Annotated in this window: 8 protein-coding genes and 3 tRNA genes; 3 read left to right on the top strand and 8 right to left on the bottom strand. The window is 37.3% G+C overall.

What is annotated here, in order from left to right:
• Window positions 1-2 precede the first annotated feature (2 nt).
• Together QZU45_RS02110 and QZU45_RS02105 are read left to right on the top strand one after the other, a co-directional pair.
• A tRNA-Ala gene (locus QZU45_RS02110) sits at window positions 3-78 on the top strand.
• Between the two features lie 306 nt (window positions 79-384).
• Window positions 385-1728, top strand: a complete 1344-nt coding sequence (locus QZU45_RS02105; RefSeq protein ID WP_295351015.1) for a TolC family outer membrane protein — start codon at window positions 385-387, stop codon at window positions 1726-1728.
• Window positions 1729-2105: 377 nt separating this feature from the next.
• Here the strand turns inward: QZU45_RS02105 and QZU45_RS02100 are convergent, their stop codons facing one another.
• The 3 genes from QZU45_RS02100 to QZU45_RS02090 form a co-directional block, all read right to left on the bottom strand.
• Complete coding sequence (locus QZU45_RS02100; protein ID WP_295351012.1) at window positions 2106-4130, bottom strand: OPT family oligopeptide transporter; 2025 nt, start codon at window positions 4128-4130, stop codon at window positions 2106-2108.
• A gap of 680 nt (window positions 4131-4810) precedes the next feature.
• Window positions 4811-6157 carry an NCS2 family permease gene (locus QZU45_RS02095; protein WP_295351009.1) on the bottom strand — a complete coding sequence of 449 codons (1347 nt, stop codon included), beginning with the start codon at window positions 6155-6157 and terminating at the stop codon, window positions 4811-4813.
• Between the two features lie 95 nt (window positions 6158-6252).
• A complete protein-coding gene (locus QZU45_RS02090; protein ID WP_295351006.1) occupies window positions 6253-7674 on the bottom strand; it encodes an MFS transporter in 1422 nt (473 codons plus the stop codon).
• A 254-nt stretch (window positions 7675-7928) separates the two neighbouring features.
• On the opposite strand from QZU45_RS02090, the gene QZU45_RS02085 reads away from it, so the two are divergent.
• Window positions 7929-8378, top strand: coding sequence for an RNA chaperone Hfq (locus QZU45_RS02085; RefSeq protein WP_295351003.1), 450 nt, complete (start codon window positions 7929-7931; stop codon window positions 8376-8378).
• A 95-nt stretch (window positions 8379-8473) separates the two neighbouring features.
• Here QZU45_RS02085 and hldE read toward each other — a convergent pair whose 3' ends face one another.
• From hldE to QZU45_RS02060, 5 genes are all read right to left on the bottom strand, one after another.
• Complete coding sequence (gene hldE / locus QZU45_RS02080; RefSeq protein ID WP_295351000.1) at window positions 8474-9895, bottom strand: bifunctional D-glycero-beta-D-manno-heptose-7-phosphate kinase/D-glycero-beta-D-manno-heptose 1-phosphate adenylyltransferase HldE; 1422 nt, start codon at window positions 9893-9895, stop codon at window positions 8474-8476.
• An 11-nt stretch (window positions 9896-9906) separates the two neighbouring features.
• Window positions 9907-10878 (bottom strand): KpsF/GutQ family sugar-phosphate isomerase, encoded by a 972-nt coding sequence (locus QZU45_RS02075; RefSeq protein ID WP_295350997.1) that lies wholly within the window; start codon window positions 10876-10878, stop codon window positions 9907-9909.
• A 160-nt stretch (window positions 10879-11038) separates the two neighbouring features.
• Complete coding sequence (locus QZU45_RS02070; RefSeq protein ID WP_074839894.1) at window positions 11039-11299, bottom strand: helix-turn-helix transcriptional regulator; 261 nt, start codon at window positions 11297-11299, stop codon at window positions 11039-11041.
• A gap of 540 nt (window positions 11300-11839) precedes the next feature.
• A tRNA-Phe gene (locus tag QZU45_RS02065) sits at window positions 11840-11915 on the bottom strand.
• A gap of 21 nt (window positions 11916-11936) precedes the next feature.
• Window positions 11937-12012 (bottom strand) — tRNA-Phe (locus QZU45_RS02060).
• Between the last annotated feature and the right edge of the window lie 56 nt (window positions 12013-12068).

Genomic DNA, 12068 nt, shown 5'->3' with positions numbered 1-12068 from the left:
GTGGGGGTATAGCTCAGTTGGGAGAGCATCTGCTTTGCAAGCAGAGGGTCATCGGTTCGATCCCGTTTACCTCCACCATCAAAAATACATTCAAATACTAATTTGTTGCTCAATATCACAATTTATAAATTACGCATTGTGACTTGTATTGCTATAATCCTATGGCTTTATAACTAAAATAATCTACAGGGGTATTCTTTTCGTCTCCCGAAATTGAAAAAAAAGTTATCAGATGATTCTCTGATGCTCCCTGTCCGATATTAAAAACGTTATTAAAATCATCATCTTTGGATTAACTTATATTCAGAGACCAGCTCAGTCGGTTATTTAACAGGAGGGGCGATATACCAGCACTCTTTTCGTGAAGGGATTTCGCAATAATTTATGAAATTAAAGATTTCTTCTCTAGCTTTAACTGTTGCATGTTCATTAGCAATCTTCAGCGCCAATGCTCAGGATCTGATGGACATATATAAAGAGGCTCTGCAAAAAGATACCCAGCTAAATCAGGCTAAAGCAAATGCTGATGCTGCTCATGCTGGAATATCACAGGCAACAGCCGCTCTTTTACCTCAGATTGACGTTGTAGGTTCATTAACTAAAACCAGAACCAACTACGTTGATGCCTATGGCGCTAGGGGTAGCAACAAGGTCGCATCTGCAGGAGCAACTCTTTCGCAGGCAATCTGGAGGCACTCAAGCTGGGTTAACCGTTCAATTGCAGAAAAAACTGCAACATTAAATGATCTAGCTTACGCTGACGCTCAGCAGAACCTAGTTCTAAGAGTCAGCACTGCGTATTTCAATGTGTTAAATGCAGCTGAAACGCTAAAATACCAGCAGGCCAATAATCATGCTCTAAAAAGACAGCTTGATGAAGCCGAGAAAAGACTTAACGTTGGTCTTATAGCTGAAACAGATAAACTCGAAGCTCAGGCTGCATATGATTTATCAACTGCACAGGTTATTTCTGCAGAAAACAGTCTCATTAACTCATACGAACAAATTCGTATTCTGACAGGAAACACAGTTACCGCAAATCAGCTTGCAGAACTTGATATCAGCAAATTTGATACGCCTAAGGTAAATGAAACCTTAAAGATGCTAATCAAGAGAGCTGAAGATAATAACATCGCCCTTCAGCAGGCTGTTGTTTCAAGAGATATAGCTAAAGATAACATCACTCTGGCAAGAACAGGTCATGAGCCAACTCTTGATTTTAACGCAAATATAAAGACAGGATATACAGACTACACCAATGAGGTTCCTGCTGCAGGATGGGTTGACAATAATTCATGGTCTAAATCCGTTGGCCTTACTCTGAATATCCCTATTTACCACGGCGGTGCTACATCTGCCGCAGTTGATAAGGCAACAGCAAATTATGTTGCACAGTCAGAAGCTCTGGAAAACGCCCACAGATCTCTGCTATCAAATGTTAATAACAGTTTTAACGATGTGAATGCAGCTATCAGTAAGGTAAAAGCCTACAAGAACTCTGTTGCCTCTGCAAAATCAGCTTTAGATGCTACTATGGCTGGTTATGATGTCGGAACCAGAACTATGACAGATGTTCTTGATGCAACACAGAATCTGTATAATGCTATGCAGCAATCAGCTCAGGCAAGATACGATTATATTCTTTCAAGGCTGAATCTGTTGTACACACAGGGAGATCTGAAAGTCGAACACATTAACCAGATCAACAGTAGTCTGATTGCAAAATAACCAATTTAATTTTCATTTCAATCGCAATGGAGAACACTGTTCTCCATTGTTTTTTATTATCTTCCTGTTTTCTCCAAATACCAGAATTAAGATTACCAAACCTGTTTTTCATCACTTTTAAATAAATCTTCTGATAATTCCAACTCTCGCATTCCTAGGGGCTTATTATATTTCTAGGATTATCCACGAATGTATGACCACTTATTTTCAGTATATGGACATTTTGAGAACTGCAAATGTGAAATATATTTTTGGAAGAAAAGAGATTGATGAGAAGAAAAATTAAATTTCAAACATCAGATAGTAGAATTAATGTAGAAATAATCTATTGAAAAAACTCCTCTAATGAGGAGTTTATATTTCAATTGGAAACTTGATTATTTAGATGTTCCTGCAACTATCTTGCGTAACACATAAGCCAATCCACCCAAGAAGATTACAAATGATAACACTGCGATAACTGTAGAATTCAATCCTAAATCAATAGCAAGAGGAGCGTCAGAACCTCCTGCAGAGATAGATACTGTCAGTACAAGAGCCATAATAACGCCCATCAGGCTTTCACCGACAATAAGACCAGCAGCCATCAGGTTATTGCGGCTATCTAAAACAGACAATTTCTCCTGAAGCTGAGCTTTATCAGTAAACTTACGCTTAAGTCTGCGAACAATGAAATAAGATGCGATTGAACCAATAATGATTACGACATTAACACTTGATGGCAGGTAAATTCCTAGACCAACGGCTAATGGAGCAACAAACATCTTTCCTTTGGTAACCTTTTTAATAAAAAGATTCAGCGCAATGATAACTGCACCTAAAATCAGACCAACAATAATATATGTCCATTCAAGGTGATGATTAAAAATACCCTTCGCAATAGAAGCCATCAGAGTAGCCTGAGGCGCATTTAAAGCAAGATTTGGATCCATGTGTTCTCGTGGCATAGCTCCAGGGAATCCATAGCTGTTATATAGAAGCTCTAATACAGGAGCAATAACAAAAGCACCAATAATTGTACCGATAATCAGTGCAACCTGCTGATGTTTAGGTGATGCACCAACAAGCTGACCTGTTTTTAGATCCTGAAGATTGTCATTAGAAATACATGCAGTTGCATTAACTACAGTTGCAGTAAACAGAGTAAAGGCTGTAACAAAGTCTCTTCCACCTTCTATATTGAAAATACCCTGAGCACCTGACAATAGGAGATAACTTAGGGAAATGACAACTACAGAAATAATGGTAATACCTGAAATAGGACTTGAAGACGAACCAATTAGACCAGCCATATAACCACACGATGCAGCCAATAGGAAACCTATAAGTACAGCAAGAAGAGTTCCAAGGATAACAAACGACCAAGCCCATAGTGCAGGAATATCAATATTGTTTGTGAACTTATAGAACACACCACATATAATCAGAATAGAAACGACTGTATAGATGATCATTTGCTTGAAGCTTAAATCAGTGAATCTTGAGTCGATATCACCAGCTTTTGCTTCCTTGGCAAGTTCCATAGAGTCAATCAGACCTTTAATAATAGGCTTTATCAGAACAATTAAAGTCCATAGAGCAGAGATAGCAATACATCCTGCGCCAGCAAATCTTAATTTAGTAGCCCATACTACTGAAGAAAAATCCTCAATTGGAAGAGCATCTGGATTTGGAAGAATTGAGGTTAAAACAGGAACTCCAACAGCCCAGCACAGAACTGTACCAATAAGCAGAGAGAAACCACCACCAATACCAATCAGAAGACCAGCTCCCAGTAAAGCGAAAGAATAGCCTGTGCCTAATGAGAATACAGCAGCACCAAGCTTTCCTGTCATAGTAAAGCCATCAACAAGAATTCGTAGGCCACTGGTGCAGAAAGTAAACACTGAAGATAAACCAGCACCTAAGGCCAAAAGTTTAACACCGCTCTGTGCCTGAGACTCTCCATCAGAAGATTTCTTGTCAGCAGTCTTTAAAATAACAGCCGCAGCCACACCTTCAGGGTAAGGCAGATTTGATTTAACAACCATGGCATATCTTAATGGGACAGTAAAGATAACACCAAGAGTTCCACCTGCAGCACAAATCAGGAATGTCTGCCAGAAGGGAAAATCATTCCAATATCCGATCATTACCATTGCAGGCATTACGAAAATAATAGAAGAAATACAGCCTGCAGCAGAAGCCTGTGTCTGAACGATATTATTTTCAAGAATAGAAGAATCCTTAAACATTCTCAGGACAGCCATTGAAATAACAGCTGCAGGAATTGAGGATGCAAAGGTCATTCCCACTTTAAGACCTAAATAAACATTAGATGCAGTGAAAACCAAAGTGATTAAGGTACCAAGAATAATACCTCTGAGAGTCATCTCTCTTATAGAGTTATTAGATGTATTCATCGTTAAGTTTTATTACTTATATTCTGTAGGACAAACATAAAAATTTGCAGATACAGATTGTTAATTTATTTAACCGAATAAAACGGCGCTCTATCCTTAAATAAACTTAAGGAGATTTCATCCATAGAATTAGATTTTCATTCACCATTGAAAATTCGTTTCTGCAATAGCAGAAAAAAAAACATAGTAGTGAAAAGAGCAACTCCGACAACAGAAGGTTATGAAGCAAATAACTTCATCATTAACTTCCGTATAAAAGAAGACATTCGGTTAATTTTCAACATAATAAAAGTTCAGCCGAACAGCATATAGGAACCAAACGGACAAACTAATCGAAAATAAACCTGCATTAAATGGCAAAAAGGACCTCAGAGAATAAAACACGAGGATTGCTTTTGAACCTTAAAATCCAATACTACAGGACTAATCTTTATGAAATCTTTCTAAAACAGAACTTGTTATGAAAAAGAATAAACTCAAAAAAGCTTACACATAAAGATAATGAACCTGAGAAAGACAAGCTTTTATTAGCCGTTCTTTACCAAATTCGCAACGAACAATTTTAGCACAATACACCGTTGTACGCAAAATTATGCAAAAAAATCGAATTATAAAAAGAGAAAAGAAAAATTTAAGAAAACAGGTTAAGCCTGAAAACTCAAGCCTAACCTTATTAAAAATTATCTTAGGAAGAAGCTTACTGCTAAAAATATGGTTATTCCCCACATAGTTGGAGAAATCTCTTTAAATTTACCAGAGAACACCTTTATAAAGCAGTAGCTTAAAAAACCGAATGCAAAACCGTTAGCAATTGAGTAGGTTAAAGGCATCATAATGATTGTTAAGAATGCTGGGAATCCCTCAGAGAAATCCTTAAAATCAATAGAACTGATATTCGATACCATTAAACCTCCAACAATAATCAGTGCAGGAGCAGTTGCACAGGCAGGGATCAGATCTCCTAGAGGAGTAATAAAGAACCCTAAAAGGAATAACAGACCAACAAACACGGCTGTTAAGCCGGTTCTTCCACCTGCATTAATACCAGTTGCAGACTCGACATAGGTAGCGACCGTACAGGTTCCAATGGCGGCAGAGGCAATGGTTCCCACTGAATCAGAAATCAGAGCCTTATCAATATTCTCAATCTTACCGTTTTCATCGACCATATTTGCCATCTTGGTAACAGCAATCAGAGTTCCTATTGTGTCAAAAAGTTCAACGATTGTGAAAGTAAAGATAATTGAAATGATACCGTAGTGTAGAGCTCCTATCAGATCCATCTGCATAAATGTTCCTGCAAAATTTGGAATTTCAAAGCTGAACACATCCGCCATAGAAGATGGAACTGCAGAATTGCCAATAATCATGCTTATGATTGTTACAACAACAATTCCAATCAGGATTGCTGCTTTAACATTTATTGAAATCAATGCCGCAGTAAATAAAATACCAAGCAATGTCAAAATTACATTTATAGAGGTCAAATCTCCAAGAGTAACCTTTGTAGCAGGATCTGCAACAATGATTCCTGAGCCCTGAAGACCGATAAAGGAAATAAAACAGCCAATACCTACAACAATCGCAATTTTAAGGCTTGGAGGCACCGCGTCAATAATCAGCTGACGAATCTTTGTTACAGATAAAATAAAGAAAATAATACCTGATATAAAAACAGCTCCCAAAGCAGTCTGCCATGGAAGATGCTGGCTTCCACAAACATAGAAAGCAAAGAAAGCAGTTAATCCCATTCCAGGAGCGACAGCTACAGGATAATTAGCATAAATACCAATATAAATTGTACACAGTGCTGTAGTAAGAAGACATGAAGCAAGAGCAGCATCCTTTGGCATACCTGCAGCTGACAACATTGAAGGTACCACAAATATAATGTAAGCCATTGAGAAGAAAGTGGTCAGACCGGCTAAAAACTCAGTCTTAATACTTGTTTTTTTCTGCTTTAATTTAAAAAATTTATCAATATACGTTACTATTGATGAATTTCCATTTGTCGGTATATCTGACATCTGACAATCCTTGGCTCACTTGCCTCTTACCAAAATAAAATAATTATAAAAATCCCCTCTATCTATAAAGACAGAGTTAAAAAAAAGTAATTCTATTAGTCTCGCGAATCGGATTTTATCGCTAACAGATTTCGACCGTTGAAAATTGTATTTTCCATTGATTCAAGAAGCTTATCTTTTGTTTCAGGCATTCCAGAATAAATCAATGAAAAAAGAAATGCTCCCGCTATCAGGAAGAAACTCAGAAGCATCAGTAGACCAAGACTTTGCTCAGCTCTGTGGAAGAAATACATTCCCATCATAACCGCAGCAAAATTAAACAAATAAATAACAGTTAAACCGAATTCTCTACCCTTAACTGCTAACAGTTCAGAAGAAAGAACGGTTAAAACCAGTGTTAAAGAAACTGTAGACCCAAACACAAACAGACACATCAGAAGAACAACTACATACTGGCCTAATTCTCTAAAATGTCCATATAAAAGCACGTATATTACAGCAATAATTATTTCATTTGAGAAAACAGAAAATAAAAACAATTTCTTTCTGCCGATCTTATCAACCGTGAAGAATGTAAAAACAGCCCCCATGAAGGCAGATAAAAGAATAAAGCTCAGAAAAACGAAATTAATGTCTGATTGAGGGGTGTGAGAAATCACACCTAAAGTAATTGCAGATTGAAAGGACTTAATCAGCTGCAGAGACATATATGGAAGAATTGCCATACCAGAGAACTGACAGGCAATACTTATAAATATAAAGAACCACACCACAGATCTGAAAACCGGACTTCTAAAAAACAGAGCCATACCGCGTTCTTCACCTAAGATACACTCATTGATTGCAGCTAATTCTCTGGCAGCTTCGGATGTGGAAACTCTAAGCTTTATCAGTTCTGTCAAAGCCTTGTCAGATGCGCCAGTCAGAGCATGCCATCTTGGGGAATCAGGAAGACGCAGATAGGCATAAACTAAAAGAGGCAGAGAAAAAAGAACTATTCCTGAAACACAGGAAAAACCATAATTAGGAATAACGTCTCTTAAAATTGAGGATAGAAGTAAACCTAAAGTGAAAAAGACAGCAACTAAAGATGAACAGGCACCTCTATGTGAAGAGGGCGAAATTTCAGTTATATAGCTTACAGATGAAATAAGATAAACACCAAAAGCTGCACCAACAGCAAATTCAGAAATAAACAGAGTACTGAAGGTTGGAGACATCAGAGAAATTGACTGTCCAATAACTCCAAATGTAAATGCCCCCAATAGAGACTGCAGGCGACCAGTATCATAAACCAATCTGCCACCAAGAAAGGTTCCCACCAGCGCGCCTAAAAGGAAGGTGTTAATCATGCTGTCAACATTGTACACTTCAAGCATGAACACATTGATCAAACGAACTTTACTGGATAGGATAGCCCCCAGATTAAAGCCGAAAATAGTCGACATACATGAGACAATAGCTACACATATGTACACAAAATTCTTGCTATGGACTGTTTTCTTAACTTTAGTCATAAAAAATGAAGGTGAAGTGCATTAAAATTTCACGGTGTAATTTTAGTTGTTTTTTTAATAAAATGCGACTTTTTTCACAAATTTTTATTAAAAATTTTTCAACTGTATTTATATGGAGCATTTGGACCTCAGATAGAAAGACAATGCACACAAAAATCACAGCAACAAAACAAATTTACTATCAATTCGTATCAAAAAGTATTGATTCATGGTAAATTAGTGGAAGCATTACTAATATAAAGAGCGTGGATAAAGTGGAAGACTTTAAGAAAGATAATATTCAAACCTCAAACAGACAGTTTTCAGATAAATCATCCGAGCACAAAAGACCAATGGGAAAACTCGGAGGAAAACCTCATAAGAATGGGGGAAGCAAAGGCAAAGATCGTCAGAAAGGTATGGTTAACGCCTTTGTTCAGGGAAAAGGACAGAACGCAGCTCTAAAATGGCTGATGGATTCCCGCACTCCTGTAAGTATCTTTTTAATCACTGGTGTAAAATTTGAAGGCCTAGTTAGTGCTTTTGATGCTTTTACAATTAGTATTACTGATGTAAAGCATCACCAGCAAATGATTTATAAGGATAAGATTTCAACAATTACCGTAAAGAAAGCAGAACCTCCTTCATCAAGAGGAAGCTTTAATCATCAGAAAAGATATGATAATGGTGCTGTAGTTATTCCTGCAGAAAAAAATGCAGAATAGTAAAAAAGAAATTCACAAAAAACTCTCACAGTTGTGAGAGTTTTTTTTTTAAGTTTGCTATCAAAGCCCCATAGAAATGAGCTCATACACTAACACTAGGTCTTCTGTATCTTCTTAACAATGCTAGTGGTTGATTTCCCTTCAACAAAAGGAATAATTACAACTTTTCCTCCATTTGCAATTACTTCCTTGTGTCCTGCGATTTCTTCTACCTTATAGTCTCCACCTTTTACAAGAATGTCTGGCAGAATTCTTGAAATAAGTTTCTGAGGAGTGTCTTCTCCGAAGGAAACAACATAATCAACAGAAGAAAGACCACTTAAAACAGCGATTCTATCTTCCAACGTGTTAATAGGTCTTGAATCCCCTTTCAAACGCTTAACAGAATCATCAGAGTTAACTGCAACAATAAGTTTGTTGCCAAGTGCCTTAGCCTGTTTCAAATAAGTTACATGTCCAGGATGAATAATGTCAAAACAGCCATTGGTCATTACAACCTTCTCACCGCGAGATTGCAGCTCTCTTACGACCTTATAAAGCTCATCCTCTGAAAGAACTCCCTGAGACTCGGTCTTTTTTCCTAAAGCTTTCTCAAGTTCAGCTGGAGAAACAGTAGAAGTACCTATTTTACCTACAACAATACCTGCGGCACTGTTCGCATACTCACAAGCTGTAACAATATCCATTCCACTTGCAAGACAGGTTCCCAAAGTACCGATTACAGTATCACCGGCACCGGTTACATCGTAAACTTCACGAGCATAGGTTGGAAGATGAACTGCCTTCATTCCCGGTCTGATCAGAGACATACCGTCTTCAGATCTGGTAACCAGCAACATCTTAAGATCAAGTTTACTTATTAAGGCAAGAGCTTTCTGTTCCAAATCATCATCATTTGCAACCTTACCTACAACAGCTTCAAATTCAGACATATTTGGAGTCAGAAGAGTAGCCCCTCTGTATTTCTCAAAATCGGTTCCTTTAGGATCGATCAAACTTGCTATACCAAGAGATGAAGCAATCTCTATCATCTTACTCACTGATGAAAGAGATCCTTTTCCATAGTCGGAAAAGATAACAACCTTTGAGTTCTTAACAGAATCTTTAAAAGACTTTAGAATCATCTCCTCATCAAGATTAGAAAAGGAGTCTTCAAAATCTAAACGTAACAATTGCTGGTTTCTTGAAAGGACTCTGAGCTTGGTTATGGTAGGGTGCTCCTTTGTCAGAACAAAATCAGTTTTGATTGAATGAGATCTTACTATTTTCTCTAAAATCTCAGCATTCTTATCTTCACCGACAATACCGACCAGATTACATGGAGCACCAAGAGAAGCAATATTAATTGCAACGTTTGCTGCTCCGCCTGCTCTCTCTTCCTTATCTGTAACTCTAACAACAGGGACAGGAGCTTCAGGTGAAATTCTACTACTTGGACCTTTCCAGTAACTATCCAGCATAACATCGCCAACTACTGTTACTGCGCCAGTAAAATTAACAGTCTTATCAGAACTCATTTTTATATTTCCTAAATAATTCCGGCCCGCATTAAATCATGAAGATTAAATGCACCAATAGGATGATTATTCTCATCAGTTACAATCATTGAGTTAATCTTCAGTTTATGCATCATTGCCAGAGCATCTGCAGCAAGCGTATCAGAACTTACTATTCCTCGAACAGTTTTGCTCATCAGATCTGCAATATTTGCTTCTATAGTTGCGCCCTTTTCAAGAGAACGTCTTAAATCACCGTCAGTATAAACACCAACAAGTTCGTGTTTATCATTAACAATACATATGAAACCAAGTGTTTTCTGTGTCATTTCAAACAGTGCATCCTTTAAAGATACAGTAGATTTAACAACAGGAATCTCATTTCCCTTGTGCATAATATCCTGGCAGTGAACCAGAAGACGTCTACCAAGAGCTCCTCCTGGATGACTCATAGCAAAATCTCTCTCCGTAAAGCCTCTAGACTCAATCAGAGCAACAGCAAGGGCATCACCTAAAGCAAGCTCAGCTGTCGAAGAAGAAGTAGGAGCAAGATTCAATGGGCAGGCTTCCTTTTCTACATGAGCAGAAAGAGTAACATTAGCAGCCTTGCCAAGACTTGATTCTGTATCACCAACAATAGCAATAAGAGGAATACATCTGCGCTTTAAAATCGGAATCAGTATTTTTAGCTCTGAGCCTTCACCTGAATTTGAGATTGCAATGACACAGTCATCCTTACCTATCATACCCAAATCACCGTGAGCAGCTTCTCCAGCCTGCACAAAGAAAGATTGAGTACCGGTGCTAGCAAAAGTAGAAGCTATTTTAGTAGCAATATGTCCTGACTTACCAACACCAGTTAAAATCACTTTACCCTTGGTATTTAGGATAATCTCACATGCTTTGACAAAGTTTTCATTGATGGAAGGAATTAAATCAATTATAGCCTGAGCCTCTTCTTTTAAGACTCTTACGCCTGCTTTAATACATGCTTGAGATGACAAAATAGAAACTCCTATCTTTATAAAGAATTTTGGTATTTTATCACGCGATAGAGACTGAATGAAAAATATTTACGATCAAAGAATAGGGATATTAGGATTAGAAAGAAATGATTTGATAATGATGTGTCCCGACAAAAAAAAATCGGGACACAGAAACTAATTAGACTCTTGCTGTTTCTTCTAGCAAAATATTTGTTAAACGAAGATCAAGTCCTAAAACAGATAAGGCTTTAATATAATGACCCATAGAAACAGATGGAAGACCATCTTCAATTGAACCTAAGGTTACACGGGTTGTTTCCATAAGCTCAGCCATAGAAGTTGCTGTGATACCTCTTCTAATACGAGCAGTTTTGATGCTTCTGCCTAACTTCTTTAAAGCGCTCTCAGCACTAGCAGATAATTGAATTTGTTTTTTCATTATAATCCATGCTTTATTATTTTAGTGACATCCAACCTCCCTCAAGAGAGAGATTTCCAGAAGTGAAAACACTTCGTTTGGTTCATGTCTGCAAATATGTCAATTAAAACTTACCGCAAACAAACAGGGCAAGTCCTGCCCAAATCATCGGATAAATCTACGAACAGTTTTGAACAAACTAGTTAACCTCAAGACAAAAAAACAACTAATCAAAACTTTTCTGTTCAGAGGTTATATCGTATTCCGACAATTCTTTTCTAAGAAGAATCATAAAAACAAATACCAATTAAATTGGCAAATTGGTATTTATAAGCATTCTTGAAAGACGCGCATATTATATTAAAAATATTGCTTAATGTAATAACAATAATTGAGATATTTTTTAACATCCCAAAATACAAAGAAATTTTGTTTACTCATTGTTGTATAAGGATTTAGTAATGACAGAACTCAAAAAAGTGTCAGTTCTTTTATACAAAATCAACAAGGCAAATTCGTTTTTTTTCTTAGTTTTTTAAGTGCGATTTTTTTTCAAAAGAATGGTGCCCAGAGACGGAATCGAACCGCCGACACGGGGATTTTCAATCCCCTGCTCTACCGACTGAGCTATCTGGGCAAAAAGAAGTATATTTTTAGATGGTGCCCAGAGACGGAATCGAACCGCCGACACGGGGATTTTCAATCCCCTGCTCTACCGACTGAGCTATCTGGGCAACGGCGGTTATTAAACCATATAGCAGTATTTCAGTCAAGCAATTTATAAAAATTT

The sequence above is a fragment of the uncultured Succinivibrio sp. genome (genome assembly GCF_902756765.1).
Taxonomy (GTDB): Bacteria; Pseudomonadota; Gammaproteobacteria; order Enterobacterales; family Succinivibrionaceae; genus Succinivibrio.
This window is presented reverse-complemented; position numbering and strand designations above follow the sequence as displayed.

Bases quoted from the DNA above. Each gene is read 5' to 3' on its own strand.
- QZU45_RS02070 (WP_074839894.1), bottom strand. From the start codon at position 11,299: ATGAAAAAACAAATTCAATTATCTGCTAGTGCTGAGAGCGCTTTAAAG.
- QZU45_RS02100 (WP_295351012.1), bottom strand. From the start codon at position 4,130: ATGAATACATCTAATAACTCTATAAGAGAGATGACTCTCAGAGGTATT.
- QZU45_RS02090 (WP_295351006.1), bottom strand. From the start codon at position 7,674: ATGACTAAAGTTAAGAAAACAGTCCATAGCAAGAATTTTGTGTACATA.
- hldE (WP_295351000.1), bottom strand. From the start codon at position 9,895: ATGAGTTCTGATAAGACTGTTAATTTTACTGGCGCAGTAACAGTAGTT.
- QZU45_RS02105 (WP_295351015.1), top strand. From the start codon at position 385: ATGAAATTAAAGATTTCTTCTCTAGCTTTAACTGTTGCATGTTCATTA.
- QZU45_RS02095 (WP_295351009.1), bottom strand. From the start codon at position 6,157: ATGTCAGATATACCGACAAATGGAAATTCATCAATAGTAACGTATATT.